At 34.4% G+C, this 16,815-nt stretch carries 14 protein-coding genes; 12 read left to right on the top strand and 2 right to left on the bottom strand.

What is annotated here, in order from left to right; genetic code table 11:
* Positions 1-5: 5 nt before the first annotated feature.
* The 3 genes from Q5N74_RS01600 (at position 6) to Q5N74_RS01590 (ending at position 4,369) form a co-directional block, all read left to right on the top strand.
* Positions 6-872, top strand: a complete 867-nt coding sequence (locus Q5N74_RS01600) for an acyl-CoA thioesterase II (RefSeq protein WP_304386926.1) — start codon at positions 6-8, stop codon at positions 870-872.
* 43 nt (positions 873-915) lie between these two features.
* Complete coding sequence (locus tag Q5N74_RS01595) at positions 916-1,848, top strand: alpha/beta fold hydrolase (RefSeq protein WP_304386925.1); 933 nt, start codon at positions 916-918, stop codon at positions 1,846-1,848.
* A 148-nt stretch (positions 1,849-1,996) separates the two neighbouring features.
* Positions 1,997-4,369, top strand: a complete 2,373-nt coding sequence (locus Q5N74_RS01590; RefSeq protein WP_304386924.1) for a GAF domain-containing protein — start codon at positions 1,997-1,999, stop codon at positions 4,367-4,369.
* Here the strand turns inward: Q5N74_RS01590 and Q5N74_RS01585 are convergent.
* Positions 4,359-5,564 (bottom strand): Pycsar system effector family protein, encoded by a 1,206-nt coding sequence (locus tag Q5N74_RS01585; protein ID WP_304386923.1) that lies wholly within the window; start codon positions 5,562-5,564, stop codon positions 4,359-4,361. The two genes, Q5N74_RS01590 and Q5N74_RS01585, sit on opposite strands and share 11 nt — an antisense overlap.
* A gap of 209 nt (positions 5,565-5,773) precedes the next feature.
* Here Q5N74_RS01585 and Q5N74_RS01580 point away from each other — a divergent pair, with 209 nt between their 5' ends.
* Both Q5N74_RS01580 and Q5N74_RS01575 read left to right on the top strand, forming a co-directional pair.
* A complete protein-coding gene (locus Q5N74_RS01580) occupies positions 5,774-9,466 on the top strand; it encodes a metallophosphoesterase (protein WP_369686013.1) in 3,693 nt (1,230 codons plus the stop codon).
* A gap of 36 nt (positions 9,467-9,502) precedes the next feature.
* Positions 9,503-10,039 carry a phosphatase PAP2 family protein gene (locus Q5N74_RS01575; protein WP_304386922.1) on the top strand — a complete coding sequence of 179 codons (537 nt, stop codon included), beginning with the start codon at positions 9,503-9,505 and terminating at the stop codon, positions 10,037-10,039.
* Here the strand turns inward: Q5N74_RS01575 and Q5N74_RS01570 are convergent.
* The gene (locus Q5N74_RS01570) at positions 10,036-10,881 is read right to left on the bottom strand and encodes a hypothetical protein (protein WP_304386921.1); all 846 of its coding nucleotides are present in this window, start codon (positions 10,879-10,881) and stop codon (positions 10,036-10,038) included. The genes Q5N74_RS01575 and Q5N74_RS01570 overlap by 4 nt on opposite strands.
* A 57-nt stretch (positions 10,882-10,938) precedes the next feature.
* On the opposite strand from Q5N74_RS01570, the gene Q5N74_RS01565 reads away from it, so the two are divergent.
* Genes Q5N74_RS01565 through Q5N74_RS01535 form a run of 7 tightly spaced genes read left to right on the top strand, consistent with a single transcriptional unit; the run spans position 10,939 to position 16,785 of the window.
* On the top strand, positions 10,939-11,625 hold the full coding sequence (locus Q5N74_RS01565; RefSeq protein ID WP_369686012.1) for a glycerophosphodiester phosphodiesterase: 687 nt from the start codon (positions 10,939-10,941) through the stop codon (positions 11,623-11,625).
* Positions 11,622-12,842, top strand: coding sequence for an NAD(P)/FAD-dependent oxidoreductase (locus tag Q5N74_RS01560; RefSeq protein WP_304386920.1), 1,221 nt, complete (start codon positions 11,622-11,624; stop codon positions 12,840-12,842). The genes Q5N74_RS01565 and Q5N74_RS01560 overlap by 4 nt, the downstream gene beginning before the upstream one ends.
* The gene (locus Q5N74_RS01555) at positions 12,836-13,369 is read left to right on the top strand and encodes a DUF1697 domain-containing protein (protein WP_304386919.1); all 534 of its coding nucleotides are present in this window, start codon (positions 12,836-12,838) and stop codon (positions 13,367-13,369) included. Before Q5N74_RS01560 ends, Q5N74_RS01555 begins: the two co-directional genes overlap by 7 nt.
* Before the next feature lie 3 nt (positions 13,370-13,372).
* Positions 13,373-14,458: a diphosphomevalonate/mevalonate 3,5-bisphosphate decarboxylase family protein gene (locus tag Q5N74_RS01550; protein ID WP_304386918.1), complete on the top strand. Its 1,086-nt coding sequence runs from the start codon at positions 13,373-13,375 to the stop codon at positions 14,456-14,458.
* A gap of 52 nt (positions 14,459-14,510) precedes the next feature.
* Positions 14,511-14,858 (top strand): four helix bundle protein, encoded by a 348-nt coding sequence (locus Q5N74_RS01545; protein ID WP_304386917.1) that lies wholly within the window; start codon positions 14,511-14,513, stop codon positions 14,856-14,858.
* A gap of 37 nt (positions 14,859-14,895) precedes the next feature.
* The gene (locus tag Q5N74_RS01540; protein WP_304386914.1) at positions 14,896-15,825 is read left to right on the top strand and encodes a mevalonate kinase; all 930 of its coding nucleotides are present in this window, start codon (positions 14,896-14,898) and stop codon (positions 15,823-15,825) included.
* Positions 15,826-15,879: 54 nt separating this feature from the next.
* Positions 15,880-16,785, top strand: coding sequence for a geranylgeranylglycerol-phosphate geranylgeranyltransferase (locus Q5N74_RS01535; RefSeq protein WP_304386913.1), 906 nt, complete (start codon positions 15,880-15,882; stop codon positions 16,783-16,785).
* Positions 16,786-16,815 lie beyond the last annotated feature (30 nt).

Here is a 16,815-nt window from a genome sequence, read left to right as displayed (position 1 = left end):
AATAAATGACTTCAGTATCCGATTTATTAAATCTGTTGATTTTAGATGAAATTAGCGAAACCGAATTTAATGGTGTGAGTAAAACTATTGGTAGCCCCATTGTTTTTGGTGGTCAGGTACTCGCGCAAGCGGTTCACGCGGCAAGCAGAACTATTACTAATGATAGGGTGTTGCATTCTATGCATTCGTATTTTCTAGAAGCAGGGAATTTAGATTTGCCTATTACTTACAATGTGAGTATTGTGAGAGATGGTGGTAGTTTCTCGGTACGTCGTGTTACAGCACACCAGAAGGAACGAACTATTTTTATACTGTCGGCCTCATTTCATAAAGAAGAAGCAGGTTATAACCATCAAATACCTATGAAGTCTGGTTTAAAACAACCAGAAGATTTGTTGAGTTGGACTGATATTCTTCAGCAAATGGGCGATTTCTTACCTAAAGGTCTTAAAGCCTTTTTTGAAATTGAACGGCCGGTTGAATTTAAACCTACTGAAATTGTAAATCCGTTAGATAAGAAAAATTTACCACCATTTAGTGATGTTTGGTTTAAGTTGAAGGGGGATGCTAAAAACCTAGATTTGGCTAAGAAACAGCAAATATTAACCTATATTTCAGACTATAACATTCTTAGTTCGGCACTTTACCCGCACGCCAGTAAGGCGCATTGGGGTAATACACAAACAGCTAGTTTAGACCATTCTATGTGGTATTTTAGAGATTTCGATTTTGATGATTGGTTGCTATATTCTATGGAGTCTCCAAGTGGATCTAATGCCCGAGGTTTTGCTCGAGGTAATATCTTTACTAGAGACGGGAAATTAGTAGCGTCTATAGCGCAAGAAGGCTTAATGCGCCCTATGGACGAATAAAAGGTATGCCGCAGATTGGTAGGTGTAGGTAACAAATCAACGAATGAAAGTTAAAAAGTATATTTTAGGATTTCTAGTTTTAGCGTTGATATTGGTTCTGCGTACCCCGTGTGTGGCACAAATAACAGATTCCATTAAGTTTGATCATGGCTACTTGCATTACCATGAATATGGTTCTAAAAAATTACCAGCAGTTCTTATTTTAACAGGTGGTCCTGGAAACTCATACCGCCAGCTAGAAGGTGTTGCTGAAGCGCTAAGTCCTAAATTTAGAAGTATATTACTAGAGCAAAGAGGTACAGGGAAATCAATGCCTCAGCCCTTAGATGCCACCACAATAACCCTTGAATTTGTAACAAACGATTTGAAAACGGTGTTGGATAGTCTTCATTTAAAAAAGTCTATTATAATGGGGCATTCATGGGGAGGTATGTTGGCTATGAATTTTGCGTCTCAATATCCTGAAAGGGTCGCGCATTTAATTTTAGTAGCTCCTGGGCCTCATAAAAACGCCAAAGAAGGTTTTGAAATATTAGATTCAAACCGGAATCATACCCGAAGTTTTGTAGAAGACCAGCGATTAAAAGTGTTGAATGCTTCTATAAAAGCGAATACAGCCGATTCTTTAGCAATTAATGAAGCGCAGAAGCTGGTGCGGAGAGCTTATATTTATGCAAACCCAATTCCCGAAGCGTTGTTTCAAAAAATCAATGTAGAAAATAATAGTAAAACGGCCTCTTTGCTTCTTGGCGATGTGTTTAGAGATTATAATATGTCGCAATCCTTAAATAATTATACAGGGAAAATAGATGTTATTGTAGGTAGGCAAGATGTTGTTGGTTTTTTTTCACATGAATTAAAACAAGACGTTCCAAAAGTGAAATTACATTGGGTGAATGCCTGCGGTCACTTTCCTATGTACGAACAGCCCAGACAATTTTATAAGATTCTATACAAAACTTTAAATGTCCGATAGTATAACATCGTTCAGAACTTTGTTAGTGTTAACGCGTACGTCTCCTTTTTTGTAGTTGTTTAAAGTGTCTCCAATAAAATTGTAATGTCTTAAAGGTAATTAAGACTAACTTAATTAATTGTATTTTTGCAATTCTTAATTTAAACGCATGGACCAGTACGAGCATCTTGAATCTCCAATGATTTTAAAGGTAAGTTTTAATGAACTTCTTAAAACTTATGATGACTTGGCACATAGCGACGATGAGTTTCTTGCGGCCAAAGCGAAGCGTATTCTAGAAATTCAAAAACCATATCCCGAATTACGTGATGGTTTTACAGATTTATCATTGCTAGAAACTTATAAAAAGCAAATAGCAGTTATTCTTCAAGATTCTTTCAGTCCTCTTTTAACTAATAATGAAATTAAAACGGCTACAGTTCCGTTTCAAAATATTTTTTATAACGCTTCCAATCGTTTTAAGAGTATTATGAAAAATGCGGGAGACGACTTTGTTTTAAAAATTAAAAACATGCCAGAAGACGACACGTATATTGTAACGTGTACCGTTATTTTAAACTTGTGTTATGGTTATAATTTAAATTTAAAGCGTCCGTTTTTTTATGAGATTCCAGATGAAAATGGCATTTTAAAATATTATAAGATTCTATATAACGCCGATTTTTGCGAAATAATCCCCACAGAAAACGCCAAGAGAATTACCCAAGAAGACTATGATGAGTTATTGGATAATTTTGATAATATAGAACTTTGGAAAGAAAAATTCCCACCCAATAGTTATATTTTTAAAGGTTTCGTTATTTCAAATATTTTTGATGTTACAGATGATCAATCTATTTCAAATGTAAAATCGAGCTTAATTTCAAAAAACAAACGTAGTGATGAGAGCTTTATAGCAAGGTTTCAAGGTGTTTTTAGCTCCCTTCTAGGGATTAAAGATATTCGCGTTGGTTTTTCAATTTACAATAAAGAAGAAAATACTTTTGAACCTGTTTATGGAGAAGGTATGCAAAGTTTTTTGTTGGAAAATAGAGGCAGTGGTTTGTGTAAGAGTGTTTTGTGTGGTTGGTCTTATAAGCAATTACTGGAAGAGAAAAAATTCTACACCATTTCAGACGTTGATAAATTCTATGAATTGTCTAAAGGAAAAGCACCTCAAATTGCCGTATTAAAAAGTCAAGGTATTAAGAGTGCTATTTTGGCGCCTATTGCAGATGATAATGAGTTACTGGGTATTTTAGAAATTGTTTCTAACAATGCGAAAGTTTTAAACAGCATCAATGCCAATAAATTAATTGATGTGATGCCGTACATCGTTTCGGCAGTTTTACGTTCAAAAAAGGAAGAAGAAAATCTAATTGAAGCTGTTATTCAGCAAGAATGTACCTCTATACATCCAAGTGTTTCTTGGAAGTTTAAAAAAGAGGCTAAAATTTTTATTGAAGAACAGCAAAAAGGCAATCAAGCGGTATTTAATAAAATTTCATTCGAAGATATTTATCCTTTATATGGTCAAATAGATATTAAAGGGTCTTCGGAAGCTAGAAATTGGGCGACGCAACAAGATTTATCATTACAACTTAAAAGTGTAAGGACTGTTTTGGATGCGGCTGTTAAAGAAGAAGCCTTTCCTATATATGAGCAATTCATATTTCAAATAGATGATTATTTAGAAAATTTAAATGTGCACTTTCAGGTAGATAGTGAGCAGCAAATTTCTGAGTTTTTAAAGAATGATATCAATCCGTTATTTGCGCATTTATCAAAATTTGAAGGCTTACGTACGCATATAGATAGTTATAAGGAAACCATTGACGCTAAAGTGGGTGCTTTTTATAAACACCGAAAAGATTATGATGATACCATTGCGAGCATCAATAAAAAAATGGCGTCACTTCTTGATAAAAAGCAAGTAGAAGCACAGAAAATGTATCCTCATTATTTTGAACGTTTTAAAACGGATGGTGTAGAGCATAATATGTACATAGGTGAAGCCATAACCAAGGAAGAAAGCTTCAACCCTATTTATTTATATAATTTACGGTTGTGGCAATTACAGGTTATGTGCGAAATGGAAAATGCATACTACCAAATGCAGCCAACATTCTCAATTGGGTTGGATGTGGCTTCTATGATCCTCGTGTTTAACCAACCATTATCTATTAGTTTTAGAATGGATGAAAAGCAATTTGATGTTGATGGAACTTACAACGCCCGCTACGAAATTGTGAAAAAACGTGTAGATAAAGCGTTTATAAAAGGAACGAAACAGCGCGTTACTCAAAAAGGAAAAATAAGTATTATTTATTCGCAAAAACAAGACGAATTGGAATACCTACGTTATATTAAATTTTTACAATCGAAAAATTATTTAGATACCGATGTGGAGATTGTAGAGTTGCAAGACTTGCAGGCTGTAACCGGCTTAAAAGCAATTCGTGTGAGTTTATTATACCAAGGCGTTAAAAAAGATAAAGAGTTTTATACCTACGACGACTTAATTAAAGAAATTAAAGGTTAGCCATTGCGTTTAATTTAAATGCAATAGCAAACGAGATAACACTCACAATAATACCGATCATAAACACCGTGTAGGTGAGTCTTAGTATTTTGTATTTTCTATCTAAAACCAATCCTAAAAAGTATAAATCTTTTTTCATGGAGGAATATAGATAATCTCTGTCTAGCATCATTTCGCCCATAGCCCATTCAAAATCTTTTAGGCTCATTTTATGAAAGTTTCCGAAGAATAATAAGTTTACTTTTTTGTCGGCTACATCTTCTTTTGTGAATTTTCCGCTGGTAACATTCGGGCGTGTAGCCAAAATGGAAAGGATGATAGAAGTTACTGTAAACAGCACAAAAATAACCGTTGGAATTATTAGGTATTCATTTGAAGAATTATCCAGTTTAGAAACCAAATTAGACAATACTAATGAAACTATAATGGCATTAACCGATAGCAAAATATTCGCTTTCGTGTCTGCAATATTACTTAAAGTGATGTGGTTTTTTAGGGTAACGCGAAACATGGTTTCAATACCACGTTCTGGTAAATCTACTTTGTTTTTCTTGAAACTTAATTCTGCTTTTTTGTGCTTTATCTTAACAGAATCTTGCTTAGTTTTATTCTGAAGTTTTAATAATCGTGCGATGTTTTTTGATTTTGTGGCTGTCCAATTAGTAGATGCTGCTTCCGAATGAAACCGATGTGTTTTAGTTAGAAAATTAATGTTTTCTTGCAGCCATTCGCCTTCCGTAAAGGTTTTGTCGCAGGCAAGTTCCCATTCTTTTCTAAGCAATTCGGTTACATCGCTAAAATTTTTACTTCCAATATGCGAGCAATCCGCATCACGAATAATTTGTTCACTAATGTTTTGAGGCTCGTACCCCATAGTTGTAGCCAAAATTAACTGACTTACCGTTTTAATAGTCTCTTCAGGAACTTTTTGGTCTGTTAAAAAAGCTTCAGCAATGGCAATACTTTTTACTTCATGATTTTCAATAACTTCAGTGAAGCCTGTGTCGTGAAGCCAAGCGGCTAAAATTAAATGCTCTTTTTCAGAATTATTTAAATTTGATAAATCAGATAATTCTGCTGCCTTTTTAACCACGCGCTGTGTATGCGTTAGGTTGTGATAAATAAACTGGCTTTCTAGTTTTTCATTTAATAAATGAACGACATGTTTTTCAGCTTCTGCAATTAGAGTATTCATGGGAGCTTGTGATTTAGGGTAAAAATACTAAACTTTAACGAATTAAAGCATTCGTGGTATTTTGTCGTAAATTTACAGAATGCTTTCTGTTTTTAGTTTATTTAGTTTTGTAAGGTCGTTCTAATAGTGTCAACTAACTTCTAAATTGGCACTAGTTTTTTAAGAACGAAGGCTTAAAGACAGCAAATTAAGATATATCTTTATTAAATTTGAAAACCAACCAAATGACGCTTCAGTTTAGAATAACAACTCTTTTTTTAACTACTTTGCTTTTTAGTGCGTGTGCTACTTACAGCCCGCAGTATAAAAACCCAAATTGGAAAACCGATTTGCCTAGTAAAGACATAGCACATTCCTTTTACTTGATTGGTGATGCTGGTAATTCCCCTTTGGGAACTTCGTCTAAAGCTTTAATAGCCTTTAAAACGGCATTGTTGAAGGCTTCAAAACACAGTACAGCTGTTTTTTTAGGCGATAATATATACCCAAAAGGGCTGCCGAATAAAGAAGACGAAAATAGGGTGTTGGCAGAACATCAATTAACTATTCAAACAGACGCCGTTAAAAACTTTAAAGGGAAAACCATCTTTATTCCAGGGAATCACGATTGGTATTCTGGCATTAAAGGTTTAAAAAGACAGGAAGATTTTATAGTAGATAAGCTAGGCAAAAATACTTTTTTACCCGAAAATGGCTGTCCTATTGAAAGAGTCACTATTTCAGACGATGTGGTTTTAATTATCATAGATTCGGAATGGTATCTAGCCGATTGGGATAAATACCCAACCATAAACGACGATTGCGATATAAAAACTAGAACCAAGTTTTTTGATGAACTGGAAGGTGAAATTAAAAAGGCACGAGGAAAAACAACCGTAATAGCGGTGCATCACCCTATGTTTACCAATGGGTCTCATGGCGGGCAATATTCATTTTCAAGTCATTTAAAACCATTGCCTATATTGGGCACTCTAAAAAATGGTATTAGAAAAGCCGGAGGTGTTACTACGGTAGATGTTCAAAATAAATTATATAATACCTTTAGAAAACGTGTTATAACCTTGGCGCAAGAAAATGATAAGGTTGTTTTTGTCTCGGGGCACGACCACAATTTGCAGTACATCGTTCAGGACAATTTACCACAAATTGTTAGTGGGTCAGGTTCTAAAACTTCAGCGACTCGAAATGTGGGTGGTGGGCAATTTTCTTATGGAACACCTGGTTATAGTATTTTAGATGTGTATACAGATGGGTCGTCTCAAGTGCGATTTTATTCTGCTGAAGAGAATGCCTTAGTGTTTCAAACAGAAGTACTTTCAAAAGATGTAAAAGCAGCAACTATAAATTATTCTGAAACATTTCCGAAGAAAAAAACAGCATCCATTTATAAAAAAGAAGAAATCAAAAAAGGTGCTATTTATAAAACACTTTGGGGTACTCGTTTTCGAAATTATTATGGTACAGAAGTAGAAGCGCCAACAGTAAATTTAGATACGCTTTTTGGAGGATTAACACCTATTCGTAAAGGTGGTGGGCATCAGTCTAAATCCTTACGATTAAAAGATAGCGAAGGTCGAGAATACGTGATGCGTGCACTCCGAAAAAATGCCATACAGTATTTACAAGCCGTTGCGTTTAAAGATCAATATATTGAAGGACAATTTGAAGATACGTACACCGAAGGATTATTGCAAGATGTTTTTACAGGCTCGCACCCGTATGCGCCTTTTGTAGTTGGTACGTTGGCCGATGCTGTGGGTGTTTATCACACCAATCCCGTGTTGTATTATGTGCCAAAACAAAAAACCATTGCGCCTTTTAATGATGAGTTTGGGGATGAATTGTACATGATTGAAGAACGTACCGATGATGGGCATGGGGATAAAGCGAGTTTTGGTTTTTCGAATACAATGATTAGTACCGACGATTTGTTGGGGAAAATTAATAAAGACGAAGATTTTGTTTTAGATGAAGCCGCTTACATTCGTGCGCGTTTGTTCGATATGCTTATTGGCGATTGGGATAGGCATGAAGACCAATGGCGTTGGGCCGCTTTTGAAGCCAACGGGAAAACAATATACAGGCCAGTGCCTCGAGATAGAGACCAGGTGTTTTCTAAAATGGCCGATGGTGTGTTGCTAGGGTTTGCGACCTCTGTAATGCCTGGCTTGCGATTAATGAAGTCCTATAGTGATGACCTAAAGAATCCAAAGTGGTTTAATACAGAACCCTATCCGTTGGATATGGCATTGATTAATCAGTCCAATCGCCAAGTTTGGAATGCCCAAGTAAAACAGATTACCGACCATTTAACGGATGATGTTATAGACGACGCATTCACTCATTTTCCTAAAGAAGTACGCGACGAAACAATACAAGATATTAAAAGAAAACTTCAAGGACGGAGACGAAATCTTCAAAATATTTCAGATGCGTATTTCAACCATATGAATAAATTCGGGGTTATAAAAGGAACGAATAAAGATGATTGGTTTGAAATTGAACGCCTTCCGAAAGGAGAAACCAAAGTGTCTGTGTATCGTATTAAAAAAGGAGAAAAGGCCGATTTGTTTCACCAAAGAACATATACTTGTGATGAAACAAACGAAATTTGGATATATGGTTTGGATGATGACGATGTTTTTAAAGTTTCAGGAGAAGGTGATAAGCTCATAAAAGTGCGACTCATTGGAGGTCAAAATAATGATGTTTACACTATTTTAAATGGAAGTAAAGTGAAAATCTACGATTATAAATCCAAAGAGAATACGTTTGAAACCAATAAAGGCCGTGTGAAATTGACGGATGATTATGAAACCAATGTGTACGATTATAAAAAGCTAAAAAACAACACCAATCAACTCGTCCCAACTATAGGGGCGAACCCCGATGATGGTTTTAAAATTGGGGTTTTAAACACCTTTACTACCTATGGTTTTGAGCGCAACCCATTTACCTCGCAGCATACCCTGTCGGGTGCCTATTATTTTGCGACACAAGGTTTCGATTTTAATTATGAAGGCGAGTTTGCAAACGTAGTTGGCTCTATGAATTTAGGAGTGAAAGCGCACTTTACAAGTCCTAATTTTGCGATGAATTTCTTTGGCTTTGGAAATGAAACACCAAATTATGAAGCCGATGATAATGATGGTTTTGAGGCCGATTTAGATTATAATCGTGTAAAAATTAGATTGCTTAAAGTAGCGCCTTCCTTAATTTGGCGTGGGCGTTTTGGAGCGAGTTTTGAAATTGGTGCTTCGTATGAATATAACGAAGTTGAAAAAACCGAGGGACGATTCATTAATTTAGTTTTAAATGAAATAATTGAAGAGGGTGCTAGTTTTTATGGAATGAATGTGAAATATCAATATTCAAATTCAGATAATGAGGCGTTTCCAACTTTAGGCTTGCATGTGGCTTTAGAAACGGGTTTTAAAAATAATGTAGATAGCTCTAAAGGTTTCGGTTACATCATACCAGAATTGGGTTTCGATTATAAGTTGCTACCAAGTGGCCAACTCGTATTGGCAAGTAAGCTTAAAGCACATATTAATTTGGGTAATGATTTTGAGTTTTATCAAGCGGCCAATATAGGGGCAAACAATGGATTAAGAGGTTATAGAAATGAACGCTTTACAGGTAAAAGTGCCTTTGTGCAAAGCACAGATTTACGCTTAAATTTACGTAAGGTGAAAACAGGTTTGTTGCCATTAAATATTGGTTTGTATGGCGGTGTTGATTATGGAAGGGTCTGGGTTGAAAATGAAGATTCAAATATATGGAATACGGCCGTTGGTGGTGGTGTTTTTGCAAATGCTGCTAATATGATTACGGGAAATTTTTCTGCATTTCACAGTAAAGATGGGCTGCTTTTAGCCTTTAAATTGGGCTTCGGGTTTTAGTGGTCTCGCATAAATTAATTAATTTCAATGTTTTAAATGAGAATACTGGCTTTCATTTTTGTGATTCTTTTTAGTGTTAATAGTGCTTTTTCACAACCGTCAGATGCGGTAACAACCTCGGGAGATGTGTTGTTGTTTGCGATGCCTGTTGTTGCTTTTGGATCGACCTTGGTTTTTAATGATAAGGAAGGTTCTTGGCAGTTTTTAAAGGGATTTGCACTAAATGAAATTACAACCTATGGTTTAAAATTTGTGGTAAATAAGGAGCGTCCAGATAAATCAAACAATCATTCGTTTCCGTCTGGGCATACCTCTACAACTTTTCAAAGTGCATCGTTTCTTCAAAAACGCTATGGCTGGAAATATGGCGTGCCAGCATATGTTTTAGCGAGTTACACAAGTTTTACAAGATTGCAAGCTAATAAGCACGATATAGTCGATTGTTTGGCGGGAGCCATTATAGGTGTGGGAAGTACTTATTTGTTTACAACACCATACCAAGAAGAGCACATGGAACTTAGTTTTTCAAGCGAAGGTGATGTATTCTTAATTGGTTGTAAATTTAAGTTTTAAGGAAACTTGAAGCTATACAAGTACCCGTTAGATCCGTGTCCCTTTTCATCTGTAATATATAACGTGTTTTCGTTCTTAAAACAAATGCCCTCTTTTTGGGAGTTGTGGTCTAGTTCTAGCTCGGTGGCGGTACCACTAAAAAAGTCTGTGCCTTTGTAGTTGGAAAACATCCAAACAGATTTTGAAGTTAAAAGCGCGACTTGTTTGCCGTCTTTACTAATAGCGGCTCCCGTTATCCAAGATTCCATTTTCGAGCCCGTATGGAAGGTCGCTATATATTGTGCGACGTGGCTTCCTGGTGTTGCGGGGATTTTATAAAGACTTGTTTGTCCAAAATTTTTCCGAACCCGACTTTTGGTGAACAAGTAGAAGTTGTCTTGATAATAAAAAAAGGCTTCACAATCAAAATACCAATGCTTCTTTTTAGGTGGAAATTCAGCTTGATCTGAATATTTAAATGAAATGCGTTCAATCTCCACTTTTTTAGTGCTTTTTAAAGATTGGTTGTTTACTTTTAAAATGGCTAAATTTTTTCTGTCATTGTCATTATTACCAAAATCTCCAATGTAAATATGGCCTTCATTGTCCGATGTTAAATCTTCCCAATCATTATTTTTAGCTTTAATGTTTAGTTCTCTTTTTATGGTGCCATTTTCAGTAACAGCATAAAGTTTTGAAGGGTTTCCTCGATCGTTTAGCATCCAGATTAAATCGGAATTTATGACGGTCTGAATACCAGAAACTTCATCAAAAATTGTTGGTAAGTCATACAAAATGACTAAATTTCCCTGATTGCAGGAAATAAGTTGGAGAAAAAGTATTAAGATTAGTTGCTTATGCATAAAATCTGTTTTAATAGTGTTAAATTTACAGAGTTATTTTAAATAAGAATTATAAAAGTGGATAAAAACATGTTAATTATTGGACACAGGGGAGCTAAAGGACACTTAGCTGAAAATACTATAGAATCTATCAAAAAAGCGTTAGCCTTAGGGGTTGATGGTATTGAAATAGATGTTCATAGGTGTGCTTCAGGTCAGTTAGTAGTTTTTCATGATTTCACGATAGATAGAATGACGAATGGTACCGGCGAGGTTTCAAAACAAACACTGAATCAATTAAAACAAGCGGAGGTTAAAGGGCGTTGCCAAATACCAACCTTGTCTGAGGTTTTAACCTTTGTAGATAACAAATGTTTAGTAAATATCGAGTTAAAGGGACAAGATACAGCGGCAGAAGCAAGTCGATTAATCGCTTTTTTTGTTGACAAAAAAGGGTGGGATTATAAAAATATTATAGTTTCTAGTTTTCAAAATGAATTGTTAGAAACGGTTTATAGTATCAATAAAGAGATACCGTTAGGTGTATTAGTAGATACAAATTTAGATGAAGCTGTGGCTTTTGCTAAAGAAATAAAAGCAACAACTATATTTCCAGATTACACTATGTTAACTGAAGAAATTGTTGAGAGTTTAAAAGAAGATTTTAAAGTAATCACCTATACAGTAAACAACTTAAAACCTATAAAACGCATAAAATCTTATGGTGTAGATGGCATCATTTCAGATTTTCCTGATAGGTTATGATTAAAAAGGATGTTATTGTAATTGGCGGTGGTGCTGCAGGTTTTTTTGCAGCTATTAATATTGCTGAACAAAACCCTAAATTAAAAGTTGCCATTTTAGAACGCGGAAAGGAAGGCTTGCAAAAAGTGAAAGTTTCTGGTGGTGGCAGGTGTAATGTAACCCATGCCGAATTTATTCCTCAAGAATTAATAAAGAATTATCCACGAGGTGAAAAGGAACTCTTAGGTCCTTTTCATCAATTCATGACAGGCGATACTATTGAATGGTTTGAAAATCGTGGCGTTGAACTGAAGATTGAAGAAGATGGCAGGATGTTTCCTCTGTCTAATTCGTCGCAAACTATTATCGATTGTTTTCTAAATGAAGCCAAAAAGCATCAGGTAGATGTTTTGTACAACCAAAGTGTTGTAAATATTACTTCGGAAAAGCAACTGGAGGGTTTTCAAATTTCAACAAAAGACCGTGTTTTTTCTTGTGAAAAAGTAATAGTTGCCACAGGTAGTAACCCGAAAATATGGAGTCTTTTAGAAAATTTGGGACACAGTATTTCGCAACCCGTACCGTCCTTATTTACCTTTGATATTAAAGATGAACGCATCCAGGATATTCCAGGAGTGGTGGCTCAGGATGTTGAGGTTAAAGTTTTAGGAACCGATTTGTGGAGCGAAGGTCCCGTGCTTATTACCCATGTAGGGATGAGTGCGCCAGCCATTTTAAAGCTATCCGCTTTTGGTGCCATTGAATTAGCGAAACAAGATTATAAATTTCAAATAGAAATTAATTTTATAAAACAGTCGATTGAAGATGCTTTAGATGTTTTAAAAACATTAAAACACGATTTGGCTAAAAAAACAGTCTATAAATCAGCGCAATTTGACTTGCCAAAACGCTTGTGGTACAAATTGGTATTGGCTTCAAGTATGAATCAAGAAACCCGTTGGGCAGATTTAAATAAAAGTCAGTTAGAAGATTTGGCATCACAACTTACACAGGCCGTATTTCAGGTTTCAGGCAAGAGTACGTTTAAAGAGGAATTTGTAACTGCTGGTGGGGTCGATTTAAAAGAAATCAACTTTAAAACCTTTGAAAGTAAGCTTCAAAAAAACTTATATTTTGCAGGTGAAGTCATTAATGTTGATGCTGTTACAGGCGGTTTTAACTTTCAAAACGCGTGGACAGGTGCTTTCATTGTGGCGAAATCGATTTCAAAATGCTAACATACATCGCGCTTTTACGAGGTATAAACGTTGGTGGGCATAAAAAAGTGCCCATGGCAGCATTGAGAACCTTGTTAAGTAATTCGGGGTTTCAAAACGTTCAAACCTATATTCAAAGTGGTAATGTTGTTTTTCAATCAACAGAAAAAATAAATCTATTAGAGAATAAAATTCAAGAACTTATACGTAATCATTTTGGATTTGAAGTTCCAGTTATTGTGAAAACGGATAGCCAGTTGCAGGGCATTATTGATGCGTGTCCTTTTTCAATAGAAAAAAAAGAAGCAAGTTATTTTATATTATTAAGTACTATCCCAAATAGCCTTTTGGTGAAAGAAATAGCCGAAATAGCTATTGAAAATGAGGAAGTTATAATTAAAAAAGACTGTCTTTATTTTTATAGTGCGACGGGTTATGGAAGAACGAAGTTCAATATGACGACTTATGAACGCAAATTAAAAGTTGTTGGTACATCAAGAAATTATAAAACCATGACAAAACTAGTATCTTTGTCTGCTGAAAATTAAGAAATGACAGAACAACAATTTATTCCTAAAGCATATATAAAAACGGTTGAAAGCGGAAAAGTAGCCTGGGAGTCGCCTAGTAATATCGCTTTGGTTAAATATTGGGGTAAAAAGAAAGACCAAATACCAGAGAACCCCTCAATAAGTTTTACACTAAATAATTGTAAAACAATTACAAACTTGACTTTTTCTAAAAAGGAAGATGAGTCTGATTTTGAATTTGAAGTGTATTTGGATGGCGATAAAAAAGACGATTTTAAACCAAAAATTGACACTTTTTTTAAACGTGTAGAAGTATATCTTCCTTTTTTAAAGGATTATAGGTTTAAAATTGAAACCTCAAATACATTTCCGCATAGTTCAGGAATTGCATCATCTGCAAGCGGAATGAGTGCTTTGGCTTTGTGTTTAATCAGTATTGAAAAACAATTTAGTGCTGAAATGACAGATGCCTTTTTTAATGAAAAAGCATCCTTTTTAGCACGATTAGGTTCAGGTTCTGCATGTAGAAGTATTGAAGGTGATTTAATTGTTTGGGGACAAACGGAGGCTGTTGAAGGAAGTAATGATTTATTCGGTGTGAAATACCCGTATAAAGTGCATGAAAATTTTAAAGATTATCAAGACACCATTTTATTGGTTGATAAAGGTGAAAAACAAGTTAGTAGTACGGTGGGGCATAATTTAATGCATAACCACCCGTATGCTAAGAACAGGTTTGTGCAGGCGCACGATAATCTTGAAAAGCTGAAACCTATTTTAGAGTCTGGTGATTTAAAATCTTTTATAGCATTGATAGAAAGTGAAGCGCTTACGTTGCACGCTATGATGATGACTAGTATGCCTTATTTTATTTTAATGAAACCCAATACTTTGGAAATTATTAATAAAATATTGAAGTTCAGGGAAGAAACAGGTTTGCATATAAGTTTTACCTTAGATGCTGGTGCGAATGTGCATGTTTTATACCCGAAAAACGAGTCGGTTGAAATTTTAGAATTCATTAAAAATGAATTAGTTGCATATTGTCAAAACGGTCATTATATTTGCGACCAAATTGGTTTTGGAGCGCAATTAATTAAAAATTAATAAGTAATAATGAATAATTAAAAGGTTTATATTTAACTTTAATTTATTCATTATGAAAGAAAATATAATTAAAGACAAGAGTTTTCTTTTTGCTGTTGAAATAGTGAATCTTTATAAAGATTTAGCTTATAATAGAAAAGAACATGTCATGTCTAGGCAGCTTTTAAAATCGGGGACATCTATTGGGGCAAACGTTAGGGAAGCAGAGTTTGCGCAGAGTAAAGCAGATTTTATAAGTAAAATGTCAATTAGTTTAAAAGAAGCTAATGAAACGGATTATTGGATAGACTTGCTGCATGCTACCAATTTTTTGAATTCAGCTGAATTTGAAAAATATAAAGCCAAATCACAGGAAATGTTAAGATTATTGGTTAGTATTGTTAAATCATCTAAAGAATAATTCTTAACTTTGCATTATTAATTTTTCATTAAATTGAATGAAAGGACCATTATTTTACTCTAAAATTCTACTCTTCGGAGAGTACGGAATCATTAAAGATTCTAAAGGATTATCTATTCCTTATAATTTTTATAATGGGGCTTTAAAAACAGATAAAAACCCATCGGAAACGGCTATAAAATCTAACGAAAGTTTAAAACGTTTTGTTACTTATTTAGCAGCTGTTAATCCCGAATTGGTGACTTTCGATATTGAGACTTTACAGAATGATGTGAATGCGGGTATGTATTTCGATTCATCTATTCCGCAGGGTTATGGTGTGGGTAGTAGTGGCGCATTAGTGGCGGCGATTTACTATAATTATGCACATAATAAAATCACGGTTTTAGAAAATTTAACTCGTGAAAAATTACTGATTTTAAAATCAATTTTTTCTGAAATGGAATCTTTTTTCCACGGAAAATCTTCTGGTTTAGATCCTTTAAATAGTTATTTAAGTATTCCAATTCTTATCAATTCGAAAGATAATATTGAAGCTACAGGTATTCCTTCGCAAAAAGCAGATGGAATAGGCGCTGTGTTTTTATTGGACAGTGGTATTATTGGCGAAACTGCACCTATGGTGAGTATTTTCATGGAAAACATGAAGCAAGAAGGGTTTCGTAATATGCTTAAAGATCAGTTTATAAAACATACCGATGCTTGTGTCGATGATTTTTTGAAAGGCGATATCAAATCATTGTTTAAAAACACCAAGCAATTATCAAAAGTAGTGTTGAATAACTTTAAACCGATGATTCCTATTCAATTCCATGAACTTTGGAAGAAAGGTATCGAGACCAACGAGTACTATTTGAAACTTTGTGGCTCTGGTGGTGGCGGTTATATTTTAGGTTTTACTGAAGATATAAATAAGGCAAAACAGGCATTGAAAGATTATAAGCTAGAAGTAGTTTATAACTTTTAATCTTCCTTAGGCTTCCTGAATTCTTTTCGGGCAATCTCATCAAAACATTTTTTCATGTTATCCAGAAAACAAAAGCACATACTTCTTAAGTTTTTTAGCATGTTTTCTGTTGTTAGAGGTTATAATATTTTAATTATTGTAATCGCACAATACTTAGCATCTATTTATATTTTGGCACACGATAAACCGTTAAGACAGGTTGTTTTAGATGTTAATTTGTTTTTATTGGTTCTAGCGTCATCAGTTACTATTGCGGGAGGCTATATCATTAATAATTTTTACGATTCAGAGAAAGATTTAATTAACAGACCTTTAAAATCCAAATTAGATAAATTGGTAAGTCAAAATACCAAACTGTCTTTTTATTTCGTGTTGAATTTTTTGGCAGTGGTTATGGTAAGTTACGTGTCTTTTAGGGCTGTTATTTTCTTTTCCATTTATATTTTTGCTATTTGGTTTTATTCACATAAATTAAAAAAGCGGCCTTTTATTGGTAATTTAACCTCGGCTATTTTAACCATCACACCGTTTTTTGCTATTTTTATGTATTATAAAAATTTCGAAACGGTAATTTTTGTGCATGCCATTTTCTTGTTTTTGCTTATTTCGATGCGAGAACTTACTAAAGATTTGGAAAATATTACGGGCGATTTAATTCAGAATTACCAAACCATACCTGTTGTTTATGGTGAAGCAGCATCAAAACGCATGCTTAGCGTATTGGCCATATTAACTTTTGTGCCTATTTATTTGTTGTTGTTTAAATTTGAAATAGGCTACATGTATATTTATTTTTATTTAAGCATGCTGTTAATACTGGTGTTTTTAGTGTTATTATGGAAATCTAAAACCAAATTACACTATTTGTTAGGGCATAGTATTTTAAAATTTATTATTGTTTTAGGCGTTTTTAGTATTTTATTAATAGATATTAGTTTGCTGCTTAACAGGATTTTATAAAATCGTAAATCTAAATTCAAGTTTCGTAAT

This window comes from Mariniflexile sp. AS56 (assembly GCF_030552475.1).
Classification (GTDB): domain Bacteria; phylum Bacteroidota; class Bacteroidia; order Flavobacteriales; family Flavobacteriaceae; genus Mariniflexile.
This window is presented reverse-complemented; position numbering and strand designations above follow the sequence as displayed.

Coding starts and splice junctions, on each gene's coding strand:
- Q5N74_RS01600 (WP_304386926.1), top strand. CDS start 6: ATGACTTCAGTATCCGATTTATTAAATCTGTTGATTTTAGATGAAATT.
- Q5N74_RS01595 (WP_304386925.1), top strand. CDS start 916: ATGAAAGTTAAAAAGTATATTTTAGGATTTCTAGTTTTAGCGTTGATA.
- Q5N74_RS01590 (WP_304386924.1), top strand. CDS start 1,997: ATGGACCAGTACGAGCATCTTGAATCTCCAATGATTTTAAAGGTAAGT.
- Q5N74_RS01585 (WP_304386923.1), bottom strand. CDS start 5,564: ATGAATACTCTAATTGCAGAAGCTGAAAAACATGTCGTTCATTTATTA.
- Q5N74_RS01575 (WP_304386922.1), top strand. CDS start 9,503: ATGAGAATACTGGCTTTCATTTTTGTGATTCTTTTTAGTGTTAATAGT.
- Q5N74_RS01570 (WP_304386921.1), bottom strand. CDS start 10,881: ATGCATAAGCAACTAATCTTAATACTTTTTCTCCAACTTATTTCCTGC.
- Q5N74_RS01560 (WP_304386920.1), top strand. CDS start 11,622: ATGATTAAAAAGGATGTTATTGTAATTGGCGGTGGTGCTGCAGGTTTT.
- Q5N74_RS01555 (WP_304386919.1), top strand. CDS start 12,836: ATGCTAACATACATCGCGCTTTTACGAGGTATAAACGTTGGTGGGCAT.
- Q5N74_RS01550 (WP_304386918.1), top strand. CDS start 13,373: ATGACAGAACAACAATTTATTCCTAAAGCATATATAAAAACGGTTGAA.
- Q5N74_RS01545 (WP_304386917.1), top strand. CDS start 14,511: ATGAAAGAAAATATAATTAAAGACAAGAGTTTTCTTTTTGCTGTTGAA.
- Q5N74_RS01540 (WP_304386914.1), top strand. CDS start 14,896: ATGAAAGGACCATTATTTTACTCTAAAATTCTACTCTTCGGAGAGTAC.
- Q5N74_RS01535 (WP_304386913.1), top strand. CDS start 15,880: ATGTTATCCAGAAAACAAAAGCACATACTTCTTAAGTTTTTTAGCATG.